At 73.3% G+C, this 14,615-nt stretch carries 15 protein-coding genes; 5 read left to right on the top strand and 10 right to left on the bottom strand.

What is annotated here, in order from left to right; all coding sequences use genetic code 11:
• Positions 1-88: 88 nt before the first annotated feature.
• The 3 genes from AB0L00_RS37615 to AB0L00_RS37605 all read right to left on the bottom strand — a co-directional run bounded on the left by AB0L00_RS37615 (position 89) and on the right by AB0L00_RS37605 (position 4,873).
• On the bottom strand, positions 89-712 hold the full coding sequence (locus tag AB0L00_RS37615; protein WP_364442219.1) for a HEAT repeat domain-containing protein: 624 nt from the start codon (positions 710-712) through the stop codon (positions 89-91).
• A 316-nt stretch (positions 713-1,028) separates the two neighbouring features.
• Positions 1,029-3,218 (bottom strand): ATP-dependent DNA helicase RecG, encoded by a 2,190-nt coding sequence (recG, locus tag AB0L00_RS37610; RefSeq protein WP_364442218.1) that lies wholly within the window; start codon positions 3,216-3,218, stop codon positions 1,029-1,031.
• A gap of 92 nt (positions 3,219-3,310) precedes the next feature.
• A complete protein-coding gene (locus AB0L00_RS37605; protein WP_364442217.1) occupies positions 3,311-4,873 on the bottom strand; it encodes a DAK2 domain-containing protein in 1,563 nt (520 codons plus the stop codon).
• Positions 4,874-5,041: 168 nt separating this feature from the next.
• Here AB0L00_RS37605 and rpmB point away from each other — a divergent pair, with 168 nt between their 5' ends.
• On the top strand, positions 5,042-5,239 hold the full coding sequence (rpmB, locus tag AB0L00_RS37600; RefSeq protein WP_252847644.1) for a 50S ribosomal protein L28: 198 nt from the start codon (positions 5,042-5,044) through the stop codon (positions 5,237-5,239).
• Positions 5,240-5,573: 334 nt separating this feature from the next.
• A complete protein-coding gene (locus tag AB0L00_RS37595) occupies positions 5,574-6,065 on the top strand; it encodes a metallophosphoesterase family protein (protein ID WP_364442215.1) in 492 nt (163 codons plus the stop codon).
• A 94-nt stretch (positions 6,066-6,159) separates the two neighbouring features.
• Here the strand turns inward: AB0L00_RS37595 and AB0L00_RS37590 are convergent, their stop codons facing one another.
• The gene (locus AB0L00_RS37590; RefSeq protein WP_345361167.1) at positions 6,160-6,351 is read right to left on the bottom strand and encodes a hypothetical protein; all 192 of its coding nucleotides are present in this window, start codon (positions 6,349-6,351) and stop codon (positions 6,160-6,162) included.
• 482 nt (positions 6,352-6,833) lie between these two features.
• On the opposite strand from AB0L00_RS37590, the gene AB0L00_RS37585 reads away from it, so the two are divergent.
• Positions 6,834-7,115, top strand: coding sequence for a hypothetical protein (locus AB0L00_RS37585; protein ID WP_364442213.1), 282 nt, complete (start codon positions 6,834-6,836; stop codon positions 7,113-7,115).
• A 112-nt stretch (positions 7,116-7,227) separates the two neighbouring features.
• On the opposite strand, the gene thiD is transcribed toward AB0L00_RS37585, so the two are convergent.
• The 3 genes from thiD to AB0L00_RS37570 all read right to left on the bottom strand — a co-directional run bounded on the left by thiD (position 7,228) and on the right by AB0L00_RS37570 (position 9,655).
• Complete coding sequence (gene thiD / locus AB0L00_RS37580) at positions 7,228-8,040, bottom strand: bifunctional hydroxymethylpyrimidine kinase/phosphomethylpyrimidine kinase (RefSeq protein ID WP_364442212.1); 813 nt, start codon at positions 8,038-8,040, stop codon at positions 7,228-7,230.
• Between the two features lie 10 nt (positions 8,041-8,050).
• Positions 8,051-8,566: a cellulose binding domain-containing protein gene (locus AB0L00_RS37575; protein ID WP_364442210.1), complete on the bottom strand. Its 516-nt coding sequence runs from the start codon at positions 8,564-8,566 to the stop codon at positions 8,051-8,053.
• A 174-nt stretch (positions 8,567-8,740) separates the two neighbouring features.
• Positions 8,741-9,655, bottom strand: a complete 915-nt coding sequence (locus AB0L00_RS37570) for a thiamine-phosphate kinase (RefSeq protein WP_364442262.1) — start codon at positions 9,653-9,655, stop codon at positions 8,741-8,743.
• 62 nt (positions 9,656-9,717) lie between these two features.
• Between AB0L00_RS37570 and AB0L00_RS37565 the strand changes: the two genes are divergently transcribed.
• Both AB0L00_RS37565 and AB0L00_RS37560 read left to right on the top strand, forming a co-directional pair.
• Positions 9,718-9,951: an Lrp/AsnC ligand binding domain-containing protein gene (locus AB0L00_RS37565; protein ID WP_345362467.1), complete on the top strand. Its 234-nt coding sequence runs from the start codon at positions 9,718-9,720 to the stop codon at positions 9,949-9,951.
• An 83-nt stretch (positions 9,952-10,034) separates the two neighbouring features.
• Positions 10,035-10,484 (top strand): DUF3515 domain-containing protein, encoded by a 450-nt coding sequence (locus tag AB0L00_RS37560; protein WP_364442209.1) that lies wholly within the window; start codon positions 10,035-10,037, stop codon positions 10,482-10,484.
• Positions 10,485-10,493: 9 nt separating this feature from the next.
• On the opposite strand, the gene AB0L00_RS37555 is transcribed toward AB0L00_RS37560, so the two are convergent.
• From AB0L00_RS37555 to AB0L00_RS37545, 3 genes are all read right to left on the bottom strand, one after another.
• On the bottom strand, positions 10,494-11,357 hold the full coding sequence (locus AB0L00_RS37555; protein WP_364442207.1) for a LysR family transcriptional regulator: 864 nt from the start codon (positions 11,355-11,357) through the stop codon (positions 10,494-10,496).
• Between the two features lie 75 nt (positions 11,358-11,432).
• Entirely contained in the window at positions 11,433-13,784 is a 2,352-nt protein-coding gene (locus AB0L00_RS37550; RefSeq protein WP_364442205.1) for a glycoside hydrolase family 65 protein, read from the bottom strand.
• Positions 13,781-14,557, bottom strand: coding sequence for a beta-phosphoglucomutase family hydrolase (locus AB0L00_RS37545; RefSeq protein WP_364442204.1), 777 nt, complete (start codon positions 14,555-14,557; stop codon positions 13,781-13,783). The genes AB0L00_RS37550 and AB0L00_RS37545 overlap by 4 nt, the downstream gene beginning before the upstream one ends.
• Between the last annotated feature and the right edge of the window lie 58 nt (positions 14,558-14,615).

Below are 14,615 nucleotides of genomic sequence, written 5' to 3'. Positions count from 1 at the left end.
AACCGGCCGGCAGGGCGGCACCGAGTCCGGTCCCTCCCGGTTCCGGGCGTGCTTCGCCGAGCCTTTCGCGGACCAGCGGACCGCCTCGTCAGGGACGGGAGGTCGGGGTGGCCAGGGCCCAGCGGGCCTCGGCACGGATGCCCGGGTCCGGGTCCGCCAGCGCCGCCGTCAGCGCCGACCGGGCGTAGTGCCGGTCGGACGCCCAGCGGGCCAGCGCCCGTACGGCCGCCAGGCGGACGGCGACGACCTCGTCGTCGAGCACGCTGGTCAGCGGGCCGATCGCGGCGCGCGGGCCCAGCGCCGCGAGGGCGGCCACCGCGCTCTCCCGGATACGCCAGGACGGGTCGGTCAGGGCGATCTCGCCGAGGTCGGCGGCGGCCCTGAGCAGGGCCAGCCCGCGGATCGTCTCGGCGCGGCCGGGGTCGTCGCGGCGCAGGGCCAGGGCGTAGATGTCCCAGGCGGCGGCCCGCATGGCGCGCACCAGTTCCCCCGCCACCGCGCGTACGTAGGAGTCGGCGCCGGTGTCGGCGGCCTGGACGAGCGCGCGCACGCCCTCCTCGCCGACCAGCACCTCCCGCTCGTCGATGAGGGCGCCGGCCGCGGCTCGGCGGACGCGGGCGTCCCGGTCGCCGAGGGCACGGGCGAGCCTGTTGCCGGCCTGTTCCTCCGCCCATCGCGTCGGTGACGGCACGGGCAGGTCGATGACGGTCATGTGTTCCTCCGGAGAGTCGTCTGATGGGCGCGGGGACGCGTCAGAGGACACGCCCTCTCCACGCTTGGCGCGGCCGCGACGGGCGCGGCCCCGGGGACGAGGACTCAGCCCCGGCGACACAGGGCGCTGGCCTGTCGCCGCAGGTCGACGTGGAGCCGCACGATCAGCGGAGCTCTCCGGTGCACGTATCCAGCCTGAACCCGCTTCCCTATTTTGTCAATCGAGATGGTATGGAAATCAGATCCGCCGCACGCGTGGCGAGGATCGCGAAGATCCTCCGCGGTGTGCGGGTCGTCCGCCGGTGGTGACCTGCGGCTCAGGTCTTCTCGAGGTACTCGGCGCGTTCCTCGTCGATCAGGGCCGCCAGCTCCGCGGCGAGCGCCGGATGCTCCGTCAGCTCCGGGTCCTGCTCGACGAGCGCCCCGGCCTCCGCGCGCGCCGCCTTGATGATCTCCTCGTCCCGCAGCAGGGTCAGCAGCCGGAGGCTGGAGCGCCGCCCGGACTGCGTCTCGCCCAGGACGTCGCCCTCGCGACGCTGCTCGAGGTCGAGGCGGGACAGCTCGAACCCGTCGAGGGTGGAGGCGACCGCGTCGAGACGCTCCCGGGCCTTGGAATCCTCGTCGGCGTCCGTGACGAGCAGACACAGCCCGGCGTACCGGCCCCGGCCGACCCGGCCGCGCAACTGGTGCAGCTGCGACACCCCGAACCGGTCGGCGTCGAGGATCACCATGACGGTGGCGTTGGGCACGTCCACGCCGACCTCGATGACCGTCGTGGCGACGAGGACGTCGACCTCCCCGGCGGCGAACCGCCGCATGACGGCGTCCTTGTCGTCCGGGTGCAGGCGGCCGTGCAGCACCCCGATCCGCAGGTCGTGCAGCGGGCCCTCGGAGAGCTTCGGGGCGACGTCGAGCACGGCGAGGGGCGGCCGGCGTCCCTCCGTCTCCGGGTCCCCGGCGGTCAGGTCGCTCTCCTCGCCCTCCGCCTCGCCGATGCGGGGACAGACGACGTACGCCTGCCGACCCTGGGCGACCTCCTCCCGGATGCGCTCCCAGGCGCGGTTCCAGTACGCCCGGTTGGCCGAGGGGACGACGTGGGTCGCGATCGGGGACCGGCCGGCGGGCAGCTGGGTGAGCGACGAGGTGTCCAGATCGCCGTACACGGTCATGGCGACGGTGCGCGGGATCGGGGTGGCGGTCATGACGAGGACGTGCGGGCGGCCGCCGGTCGCCTTCTCCCGCAGCGCGTCGCGCTGCTCGACGCCGAACCGGTGCTGCTCGTCGATCACGACGAGGCCCAGGTCGGCGAACTGGACGTGCTCCTGCAGCAGCGCGTGGGTGCCGACGACGATGCCGGCCGTGCCCGAGGCGGCGTCGAGCAGGCCCGCGCGCCGCGCCTTGGCGCCCTGCGAGCCGGTCAGCAGGGCGACCCGGGTGCCGTGCTCGGCGGCGCCGAGCCGGCCCGCCTCGGCGAGTGGTCCGAGCATGGTCACGATCGACCGGTGGTGCTGCTGCGCCAGGACCTCGGTCGGCGCGAGCAGCGCGGCCTGCCCGCCCGCGTCGACGACCTGCAGCATCGCGCGCAGGCCGACGATCGTCTTGCCGGCGCCGACGTCGCCCTGCAGCAGGCGGTGCATGGGATGCTCGCGCGCCAGGTCCGCGGCGATCTCCTCGCCCACGTCTCGCTGGCCCGCCGTCAGCTCGAACGGCAGCCGCCCGTCGAACTCGGCGAGCAGCCCGTCCTTCGACGGCGGCCGCGGTGTCGCCCGCAGCGCGGCGGCGTCCCGCCGGCGCCGGGCGAGGGCGGTCTGCAGGACGAACGCCTCGTCCCACTTCAGCCGCTTGCGGGCGCGGCCGGCCTCGGCCATGTCCGCGGGCCGGTGGATGCCCTGGTACGCCTCGGCGAGCCCGAGGAGCCGGTGCCGCCGGCGTACGGTCTCCGGCAGGGAGTCGGGGCCCACGTCGACGGTGTCGAGGGCCATCCGGACGCAGTCGCCGATCTGCCACGACGTCAGGCCCTTGGTGGCGGGGTAGACGGGGATCAGCTCCTCGGCGAACTCCCGCGCCGCGTCCGCGCCCTCCCGCGAGTCGACCGCCTTGTACTCCGGATGGACCAACTGCCGCTTGATCCCATTGCCGGACCGGTAGAAGGACACCTTCCCGGCGAACAGGCCGCGCGTGCCGGGCGGCAGCTCCCGCTCGGGGACGCGGGCGCCGGTGCCGAAGAAGGTGAGCGTCAGGCGCCCCCGGCCGTCCGTCACGACCACCTCGAGGAGGTAGCCCGGCCGTCTGGTGATCTTCCGGCCCTGGACCTTCTCGACCTCCGCCATCACCGTGACGTATTCGCCCTCGACCAGGCCGACCAGATCCGTGAGCTCACCGCGCTGGGCGTAGCGGCGCGGATAGTGGCGGAGCAGGTCGCCGGCGGTGTGCAGGTCGAGCGCGGCCAGCTTCTTGGCCGCCTTCGGGCCCACCACCTTCACCAGCGGCGCGTCGAGAGTCGTCACGGCACCTTCCTCTTAGAGCCTGGCTTCCTCTGTTCTACCGGCTCGGCCGGACAGGGGACGGCGGACCCGTCCCTGCGACGCCCCGAACCCGCCTATTCGACCCCGATGAGGAGCAGATGGCGGTCCTGGCCGCCGTGGTAGACGGCGACCTCGACGTCGGGCCGGACGGCGTACAGGCGCTCGCAGACCCGGTCGGCGAGACCGTCCGGAGCGCCGTCACCGACGATCAGCGTGACCAGTTCGCTGCCCGGGGACAGCATGCGGTCGAGGACGCCCGCCGCCAGGACGGAGGCGTCCGCGCCGATGACCGCGACATCGCCGTCGACGAGGCCGAGGACGTCTCCGGGCCGGCACATCCCGACACTCGTCACCGCCTCGCTCCCGGCGGTCTCGAGCCGGCCGGACCGCGTCGCGCCCGCCGCGCGGGTCATGGCGATCACATCGTCCTCGAACCGGCGCAGCGGGTCGTGGACCGCGAGCGCCGCCAGGCTCTGCACCGACGCCCTCGCCGGGACGACCGCCGCGTGCACGCCGTCCTCTCTCGCCTGCCGGGCGGCGGACTCGGCGACGGCCAGCACCGTCCCGTCGTCCGGCAGCACGACGACCTCGTTCCCCGCCTCCGTGATCGCCTCGGTCAGCTCGGCCAGGCCGGGAACGCGCCCGGAGGCACGGCGCACGACCCGGGCGCCGTGCTCCTCCAGCAGCGCGGCGAGGCCGTCACCGGCGGCCACCGCGACGACGCCCCGGCCGGTGCGCCGGGCGGGCCGGTCCTGCGCGGCGTCCAGGTAGGTCACCCGGACGCGGTACGGGCGGCCGGCGCGCAGCCCGGCCTCGATGGCCGCGCCAGCGTCGTCGGTGTGCACGTGGACGTTCCACAGCCGCTCGCCGCCGACCACGACGAGGGAGTCGCCGAGGGCGTCCAGTTCCGCGCGCAGCTCCGTCACCGGGCCGTCGTCGGCGTCGAGGAGGTACATCACCTCGTACGCTCCGCCGTCTCCGGGCCGCGGCGCGTCCTCCGGCGGATGCTCCTGGCTGCGGCGTGGCACGTCGTACGTCTCGGGGTACTCCCCGCTCACCACGGCGGCGAGCGTCTCCAGGACGACGCACAGCCCGGCCGCGCCCGCGTCGACCACGCCGTTGCGGGCGAGCACCTCGAGGTGGTCGGGCGTCCTCCGCAGCGCGGCGCGTGCCCGCTCCGCCGCCGTCCACGCGGTGACGCCGGGATCGGCGGCGAGGAGGGTCGCTCCCGCGGCCTCGCGCAGCACGCTGAGCATCGTTCCCTCGACCGGATGGGCGACGGCCCGGTACGCGAGGTCGGCGGCGTTCCCCAGGGCGGCGTCCAGGCCGCCGCCCGCGCCCAGCACGTCGGCCATGCCCCGCAGCATCTGGCTGAGGATCACTCCGGAATTGCCGCGGGCGCCCAGGAGCGCGCCCTCGGCGAGGGTCCGCCAGGCGGCCGCGGCGTCCGCGTCGCCGGGCAGCCCGTCGAGGCGCTCCGCCGCCGCGAGCAGGGTGAGGTGGAGGTTGGTCCCGGTGTCGCCGTCGGGCACGGGGAAGACGTTCAGCGCGTCGATCCCCGCGCGCGTGCGGCCCAGCGCGTCCGCCGCCAACCGGCACCAGCGTCGTACCGCCGCGGCGTCGAGAACCTCGCCCACGCCACCTCCCAGGGGAATAACTTTAGACTTACCGCACGTGAGGGCTGCTCGATTCGCGTCTCTGGGCGGGTGTCGGCTAGTCTTGACCTCTGGGTCCCGTCGGGGACTCTTTTGACGAGCGCCCGAATTCCGGGCTTCCACCCTTCCAAACACTTTGGAGCGCATCCCATGGCTTCCGTCTGCGAGATCTGCGGCAAGGGGCCGGGGTTCGGCATGCGCGTCTCTCACTCGCACCGCCGCACCCCTCGCCGCTGGAACCCGAACATCCAGCGGGTGCGAGCGGTCGTCGGCCGCACCACCAAGCGGATCAACGTCTGCACGTCGTGCATCAAGGCCGGCAAGGTCACCCGGCCCGCCGCCCGCTGACGCCGCCTCCCCGAGCGCCGCGAGGCGCCCCTGGACTGTGCTCTCACCGGGCACACTGAACGGCCGGTCCGCTCCACACGGACCGGCCGTTCGCTTTGTCACGGCGGCGCTCCCCACCGCCGTACGCCGACTCCCGCGCTCGGGCGCGGGCTCCCCGGCCGAGCGCCGTCTTCCGCCCGAGCGCCGTCTTCCCCGCTCAGGCAGCCTTCCCGAGCAGCGGATTCCCGCCCGGAGGCCGTGCCCCGGCCCGCCTCTTCCACCCGGACGCCGCCCCTTCATCGCCGTACGGCGCGCGGGTGGCATGCGGCGGTCACGGCCGGGCATCATGCGGCGCATGAGAGTGGTCGCGCTCGCCGACACGCACGCTCCCCGTCGGTGGCGGGGCTGCCCGCCCGCGGTGGCGGCGTACCTCCGGGACGCCGATCTCATCCTGCACGCCGGGGACGTCTGCGTGCCCTCGGTGCTCGACGAGCTCGCCGGCTACGCGCCCGTACGCGTCGTGCGCGGCAACAATGACGGCGCCGACGTCGCGGAGTGGGGCGCTCCGGAGGTCCTGGAGCTGGAGCTGGCCGGCCTTCCGGTGGGGATGATCCACGACAGCGGCCCCGCCAAGGGCCGGCTGCGCCGGATGCGCCGCCGCTTCCCGGAGGCGCGGTTGGTCGTCTTCGGCCACTCGCACATCCCGCTGGACGAGGGCGGCGAGGGGCTGCGCATCTTCAACCCCGGCTCTCCGACCGACCGCCGGCGCCAGCCGCACGGCACGATCGGTCTGCTGGACATCGACGAGGGCCGTCTCCTCGACGCGCGGATCGTGCCGGTGACCTGATCGTGCTCGCGCCGGGGCCGCCGGGCGGCGTCCGGTACGGGGTCCTCACGCCGGCCCGGCCCGTCGCCCGTACGCGGCGCGGGCAGGCGGCTCGTCAGTAGCCGCGGGCACCCCAGGTGTCCCAGCAGTCTCCCCAGTTGTCGCAGCCGTCTCCGCCATGGCCGACGGCGACGTGATGCGACGCGGTCGCGGTGGAGGGCGCTCCGGGCGCTCCGAAGGCGAACGCGATGGCTCCGGCAAGGGCCAGTCCCGCCATGACGACCGCCGGCTTCTTCGCTCCGCGCATGAAGGACACCTCCTCTCGTCCCACGTGACGCCGCGCCCTTCGCCCGGCCGCCTTCGGAGACGCTCAGGCAATTGGTCGCTTTCGTAGTTGTTCCTCCGAGTTCAACTGCACAACGTCCGCCCTCCGGAATCAACTGGCGAAACCTTCGCGATGCGCTACTTGACCGACATGGGGCATATTGCGCGACGCCCTTTAATCACGATCTTCACCACCTTGACGCACGGGGCCGACCTCGGAGAATGTCCGATCACAGGGGGCGGAGCGACGGCCGCGAGCCGGCCCGGGGATCCGTCACGCCAGGACCACTAAAGCACGCCCTGCACCCTCACCAAGTAAGAGTGAAACTTCAACTTTTAGCTATTCATGGGTTGATTTCGGGGGTGGCCAGAGGTCGGGTGGACAGTGGATAGCACCGCATATCGGCCAATTACCGAAAGCGAGCAACCACCCCTATCCGTCGATCAAGCAAAGAGGTGTCTTCCATGATCATTCCGAAGCGGATGGCGCTCGCCATCTCAGGAGCGGCCGTCACCGGAGCCACCGCTCTGGCTCTGGGAGCCGCCCCGGCCGCCGGCGCACAGGCCGTCACCGTGGCACCGCACCACACCGTCGCCGCCGCACCTCACCACGCCGCGATCGGCCATCTCGTCGGCCAGATCCGGACCGACGGCTGGGGCTATGACGACGACTGGGGCTGGGACTACGGCGACTACGGTTACGGCGACTACGGTTACGGCGGCGACTGGGGCTGGGACTGGGACTAGGACCGCTGCGACCACTGCTGATGACCGTCGCCCCGCCGAGATCGAGACCGGGCTGGGCCCCGCGTGACGCGCGGGGCCCCACCCCGGGTGACGCGCGGGGCCCCACCCCGGGTCAGGGGCGGACGACCGGCAGGACGCGGTGGAACTCCCACGCGTGGTCGACCGGCCCGATGCCGCCGCCCAGCGGGAAGCCGTGCTCGATGGCGCCGGTGATGTACTCCTTCGCCCGGCCGACCGCCGCGACGACGTCCTCGCCGCGTGCGAGGTGAGAGGCGATGGCCGACGCGAGCGTGCATCCGGTGCCGTGCGTGTGCAGGTTGTCGAGCCGCCGTCCGGGGAACCGGTGCTCCGTCGTGCCGTCGAAGAGCAGGTCGACCGGGTCGCCGGGCAGGTGACCGCCCTTGATCAGCACCCACCGCGGACCGAGGGCCTTGACCGCCTCGGCGGCCCGGCGCATCCCGCTCTCGTCCTCGACCTTGACGCCGGTGAGCTGCTCGACCTCCCAGAGGTTCGGGGTGACGACGGTGGCCAGCGGGAGCAGCGCGGACCGGACCGCGCCGACCGCATCCGGGGCCAGCAGCGCGTCTCCGTGCTTGGAGACCCCCACCGGGTCGACGACGATCGGGGCGTCCACCTCGGCCAGCACCTCGGCGACGGTCTCCACGAGCACCGAGGAGGCGAGCATCCCGGTCTTGATCGCCTGCGCCCCGATGTCGGACAGGACCGAGTCGAGCTGGGCACGCACGGCCTCGGGAGGCAGCTCCCAGTAGCCCTGGACGCCGAGGGAGTTCTGCGCGGTGACGGCGGCGATCACGCTCATGCCGTGCACGCCGAGGGCGAGCATCGTCTTGAGGTCGGCCTGGATGCCCGCGCCGCCTCCGGAGTCGGAGCCGGCGATCGTCAGGACCCGGGGCGGAGTCGTCATGGCGACCACTCTACGGTCGGCAGGACTTTCCGTTGAAAGTGCAGGCGGACGGCGCCGTCCCCGTCCCCGTGGCGGTGAACCGCACGGTCACGGTCCGGCCCGGAGCGATGGCGGGCCGGGCCGCCGGGTTGCGGACGACCAGCACCGTGCCGGTGCGGACCGCGCTGCCACCCGTCACGGCGGTGATCCTCGCCTGGGCGTACCGCAGGGCGAGGGTCCAGCCCCGCACGGAGGTGGTGCCGTGGTTGGCGATCGTCGCCTCGCCCTGGAAGCCGCGCGCCGACGCGGAGGTGGTCCGCACGGTCACGGCGACGTCGGCGCGTCCCGCGCCCCTGCTGACCCGGCCGCTCTGCGAGGCGTCGTTCCGGGCGGTGCGCGGGTTCGCCGGGCCGGACATGGTCACGATCGGTGACGCTCCGCCGGACGGCGTACCGCCCGCGAAGTTCAGTGAGATCTGCTGCGTGCTGACGGCGGAGATGATCGCACCGATCGCCAGGACACCGGCGACCGTCGGCAGGAGCGGCACCTTGCCGAACCTCCGGTTCCGGCCTGGACGGTCATCCTCCGGATCCGCCCGCGAGCCGTCCTCCGGCTTCCTGGTGTGTCGTCCCATCCCGTCCCTCTCCGGTCTCGGGATGTATACCAAAAGCACACAGCCCATGCCTACCAGACCGCCGATGCGAACTGCGACAACTCACCGCTACGGCAGGCGGAAATGGTCCCATCCGCCACCCCGGTATGGCCTTCCGTCCACGAGAACCTCGGCGGGCCCATCGACCACCCTGCCGATCGTCCGCCACTCCGCGGGCAGCGCCGCCCCCTCCGGGAATGTCGCCGCGAACGCGTGGTCCTCACCGCCCGTGAGGGCCAGCCGCAGTCCGTCCGGCACGGGCGGCACGGGCACGGCCGCCCCGTCGATCTCGATCCGCACGCCGGCCGACTCCGCGATGTGCCCGAGGTCCTGGACGAGACCGTCGCTGACGTCGAGCATCGCGGTCGCCCCGAACTCCCGGGCGCGCAGCGCGGTGGCGTACGGCGGCCGGGGACGCCGGTGCGCGTCGATCAGGTCGGCCGGCTCCCGCAGTCCCGCCGACAGCAGTTCCACGCCGGCTTCGGCGTGGCCGAGCCGGCCGGCCACCGCGACGACGTCACCGGGCCGGGCCCCGGACCGGGTGATCGCCGGGCCGTCCAGGGCGCCGAGCGCGGTGACCGCGAGCACCACCGCCTCGGCGCGCACGATGTCGCCTCCGGCGACCCCCGCCCCCACCTGCGCGCACTCGTCGCGCAGCCCGTCGCACAGCGCGTCGACCCAGTCGACCGCCGTGCCGGGCGGAGCGCCGAACCCGATGAGCAGGGCGGTCGGCCGGGCGCCCATCGCCACGACGTCCGCGAGGTTCTGCGCGGCGGCCTTGCGCCCGATGTCGTACGGCGGGGACCAGTCACGGCGGAAGTGCCGGCCCTCGACGAGCAGGTCCGTCGTCGCGACGACGCGTCCGCCGGGGGCGCGCACGATGGCGGCGTCGTCGCCGGGCCCGAGTTCCACTTCGGGCCCCTGGCCCAGACGTCCGGTGATTCGAGCGATCAGCCCGAACTCGCCGAGTTCCCCGATGCTGATGACCCACCTCCGATCAAGACGCGGTACGGTTGCCGCTGATGGCCGTTTTAAGGGAGGACGTGATGGTGCAGGCCTACATCCTCATCCAGACCGAGGTCGGCAAGGCGGCCGAGGTGGCCCGCGAGATCTCCGGCATCCAGGGGGTCACGCTCGCCGAGGACGTCACCGGGCCGTACGACGTCATCGTCCGCGCCACCGCCAACAACGTCGATGAGCTCGGCAAGCTCGTCGTCGCCCAGATCCAGTCGGTCGAGGGGATCACGCGCACCCTGACCTGCCCCATCGTCCACATCTGAGACCGTTGTCCGCACCACCGTCAGTCTGCACCACCGGACGTCCTCCGGCGGCGAGGGGTGGGGCTCCGGTTCCGCTCCGGCGGGTGACGCCGGTCGTGGCGGCGCTCGCGGTGGTCGCGGCCGGATGCGGCGCGAGCGAGGTCGAGGTTCCGGTGCCGCACCCGCCGGCGTCGGTCGTGTCGTTGTGCCGTGCCTTCCACGACCGGCTGCCGCAGCGCCTGCACGGCCTGAAGCGCCGGTCGACCAGTCCGCGCTCGGACCTCGTCACCGCGTGGGGATCCCCGGCCATCGTGGTGCGCTGCGGCGTGCCGCGCCCGACGGGACTGCACCTGACGTCCCAGCTCGCCGTGATCAACGGGGTGTCCTGGCTGCCGGTGCCGCCGGACCGCCCGGTCACGTTCACCGCCGTCGGCCGGCACGCGTACGTCGAGGTGACCGTGCCGCCCAAGTACACCCCGCCCGGCGACGTGCTGAACGAGCTCACCGGCGCGATCAAGGCCACCGTCCCCGCCAACTCGGACGCCACGCTGTGAGTTCGCCCCTCAGTGGGTGATGTGCCGGGCGGCCGCGACCAGCGCGGGGAGGGCGCCGCCGGCCTCACGCCGCCACAGCAGCACGACCTCGATCGGCGGCATGGGCTCCAGGATCGGCCGGAACACCAGGCCCGCCGGGACCGGCGCCGCCTCCCGTACGCAGAGCGTGTAGCCCTCCCCCGCCGCGACCAGCAGGGGGACCAGGTCGTGGCCGAAGGCGGCCGGGCCGAACCTCGGATGCAGGCCGCGCCCGACGAACTGGTCGACGAAGCGCGCCGCCTCGGCCGTCCTCGGCAGGATCAGCGGTTCTTCGGCGAGGTCCGCCAGGGAGATGGCCGCCCGGGCGGCGAGCGTGTGGCCGCGCGGCAGCAGCGCGCGGACCTGGGCCCGGTGGACGACCAGGCGGGAGACGCCCTCGGCGGCGGGCACCGGACGGTATCCCAGGCCCGCCTGCACGTCCTCCCGGACGATCTGCGCGACCTGCTCGGCGGTGCGCATCCGGGTCAGCCGCACGCTCACGTCGGGCGCGAGGCCGCGCAGCGTGCCGAGGATCGCGCGCACGATGTCGGACAGCCCGTCGGCGACCGCGAGCCGTAGCCCTCCCAGGTCGCCCGCCACCGCCTCGGACACGGCCGTGAGCGCCTGGTCGAAGACGCCGAGGACCGCCTCCGCGTGGGCCGCGAAGACCTCGCCGACCGGCGTCAGACGCATGCCGCGCGCCGTCCGCTCGAACAGCGGCGCGCCCACCTCCCGCTCGACGATGCCGAGCTGCTGCGAGAGCGTCGGCTGCGCGACGCTCAGCAGCTGGGCCGCCCGGCGCACGCTCCCGGTCTGGGCGACGGCGAGGATGTAGCGCATCTGACGTACGTCCACGCGATCCTCCCTCCGCCGCCTGTGGGGATGATCACACAGATCATCCCCGTTCGCATCGGGAGGACACCCGCGACCCTACCGGGCGGTCCCCTCGCGGCGGACGGGCTCGCGGCCGGGCGGCTGCGCGGGACTGGGCCGGGACGGGACCACCGGCACGTCGACCCGCACGGCGCCGCCGTCGAGCCGGACCGGCCGCCCGTAGTGGTCGATCTCCAGCGGTTCGCCGTCCAGCAGCTCGTACACCGCCGCGTCGTGGCCGAACGTGACCTTCAGGCGCCGTCCGCGGAACCGCATCCGGAAGGAGAGCCGCGCGATGCCGGGAGGCAGCCGGGGCGCGAAGCTCAGCCGCGCCGAGTACTGCCGCATCCCGCCGAGCCCGGCGACGAGCGCGGTCCACGTACCGGCGAGGGAGGCGATGTGCAGGCCGTCGCGCGTGTTGTGCTCCAGGTCGCGCAGGTCCATCAGCGCGGCCTCGCCGAGGTAGTCGTGGGCGAGCTCGAGGTGCCCGGTCTCGGCCGCGATCACGGCCTGGGTGCAGGCCGACAGCGAGGAGTCGCGTACGGTCAGGCCCTCGTAGTAGACGAAGTCGCGGAGCTTCTCGTCGGCGGTGAACGCGTCGCCGCGCAGGTGCAGGGCCAGCACGAGGTCGGCCTGCTTGACGACCTGCTTGCGGTAGATGTCGAAGTACGGGTAGCTCAGCAGCAGCGGATAGTTGTCGGACGGGGTGTTCTCGAAGTCCCAGCGCGCGTGGTGGGTGAAGCCCTCGCTCTGCGGATGCACCTCGAGCCGCTTGTCGTAGGGGATGACGATGGCGTTCGCGGCGTCCCGCCAGCCCGCCGTCTCCTCCTCGGTGACGCCCATCCGGCGCGCCTGCTCGGGGTACTCCTCGGCGAGGTCGGCGGCGGCCCGGAAGTTCCGCTGAGCCATGAGGTTCGTGTAGATGTTGTTGTCCGCCAGCGCGCTGTACTCGTCCGGGCCGGTGACGCCGTCGATGCGGAACCTGCCCTTGGCGTTGTGGTGGCCGAGGCTGCGCCACAGCCGCGCGGTCTCCACGAGGATGTCGAGGCCGACGTCGCGGGAGAAGTCCTCGTCGCCCGTGGCGTCGGTGTAGCGGATGACGGCGTCGGCGATGTCCGCGTTGATGTGGAACGCCGCCGTGCCGGCCGGCCAGTACCCGGAGCACTCCTGCCCGGCGATCGTCCGCCACGGGAACGCGGCGCCCTCCAGCCCGAGCTGTTCGGCCCGTTCCTGGGCCAGGTCGAGGGTCGAGTGCCGCCAGCGCAGGGCGTCCGCGGCGGCCTCCGGCCGGGTGTAGGTCAGCAGCGGGAGCACGAACGTCTCGGTGTCCCAGAACGTGTGACCATCGTAGCCGGGACCGGTCAGGCCCTTCGCCGGGATGGGGCGGCGCTCGGCGCGGGCACCGGCCTGCAGGGTGTGGAACAGCCCGAACCGTACGGCCTGCTGGACCTCGGCGTCGCCCTCCACCTCGACGTCGGCGCCCGCCCAGAAGTCGTCGAGGAACTCGCGCTGTTCGCGGACGAGTCCGTCCCAGCCGGTCATCTTGGCCGCGGCCAGCGCGGCGATCACCTGGTCGTGCACCGCGGGCCGGGACCGGCGGCTGGACCAGCCGTAGGCGAGGTACTTCACCACGCTCAGCCGCTGTCCCGGCTGGAGGCGGGTGGCGATCGTGTAGCGGCAGACGTCCTCGAAACTGTCCGCGGTGATCTTGCAGTTGGGGCCCTCCACCTCGTGGCCCATCGCCGCGGCGACCCGCAGCCCGCTGTGGCGGGTGCGGTGCACCAGGACGGCGGTGTCCTTGTCGGCCACCGACTCCTCTCCGACCAGCGGAGACTCCAGCCGCCCGGCCGCTCTCGGGTCCTTGCCGAAGTCGGGCAGGGACTCGTTGGCGACCAGTTCGGACTGCACGACGATGCGCATGGGCCGGTCCACGGCCTCGACCTCGTAGTGGATCGCCGCGACGCCGCGCTGCACCAGCGAGACCAGCCGGACCGTGCGGACCCGCACCGAGTCCCCCGCCGGGGACGTCCACTCGACCTTCCGCGTCAGCGTCCCCGCGCGGAAGTCGAGCGTCCGCTCGTGGGAGCGCAGCTCGCCGTAGCGGACGTCGAACGGCTCGTCCTCGACGAGCAGCCGGATCAGCTTGCCGTTGGTGACGTTGATGACGGTCTGCCCGGACTCGGGGTAGCCGTAGCCTGCCTCGGCGTAGGGCAGCGGCCGCAGCTCGAACACCGAGTTCAGGTAGGTGCCGGGCAGCCCGTGCGGCTCGCCCTCCTCGAGGTTCCCGCGCAGCCCGATGTGGCCGTTGGACAGCGCGAACACCGACTCGCTCTGCGCCAGGGTGTCCAGGTCCAGGGTCTGCTCGCGGACGCACCAGGGTTCGACCGTGTACGCGGCCTGCCGGATCATGCGCGCTCCCCTTCGCCGTCGCCGTTACCGGCACCGTCGCCTTCGCCGGTCAGCAGCTCCGACAGGTCCGCCACGACGATGTCGGCGCCGTGTTCCTTCAGCGCCGCGGCCTGGCCGATCCGGTCGACGCCGACGACGCACCCGAAGTCGCCCGCGCGCCCGGCCGCCACGCCGGCCAGCGCGTCCTCGAAGACCACCGCCCGCGACGGCGGAACGCCGAGCGCCTCGGCCCCGGCCAGGAACATGTCGGGCGCGGGCTTGCCCGCCAGGTTCCGCTCCTTGGCCGTCAGCCCGTCGATCCGCGCGTCGAACAGGTCCGCGATGCCGGCGGCGTCCAGGACCTGCGCGGTGTTGGCGCTCGACGACACCACCGCGGTGGACAGGCCGGCCGCGCGGGCGGCCCGTACGTAGTCCACCGACCCGGGGTACACCTCGACGCCGTTCTCCTCGAGCATGCGCAGCACGAGCTCGTTCTTCCGCTTGCTCAGTCCCTCGATCGTCGGGGCGCCCGGCGGGTCGTCGGGCGAGCCCTCCGGAAGGGTGATGCCGCGCGACTCCAGGAACGAGCGCGTCCCGTCCTCCCGGCGCTTGCCGTCGACGTACTCGTCGTACTCCTCGACCTCGTCGAACGGCCGGAACGACGGCCCCTCGCGCTGCCGCAGGAACTCGTCGAACATCGCCTTCCACGCCGCCGCGTGCACCGTCGCGGTGCGGGTCAGCACTCCGTCCATGTCGAACAGGCAGGCCGTGACCCCGTCCGGCAGTCCGAGCATGTGTCTCCTCCCCGAGATCGCCGATGACACATGCCTACCCCACCGCATCGGGATAAGC

It is taken from the genome of Actinoallomurus sp. NPDC052308, from assembly GCF_040679195.1.
GTDB classification, from domain to species: Bacteria; Actinomycetota; Actinomycetes; order Streptosporangiales; family Streptosporangiaceae; genus Actinoallomurus; species Actinoallomurus liliacearum.
Note: the sequence above shows the minus strand (reverse complement) of the source record. Positions and strands in the feature narration are given on the sequence as shown.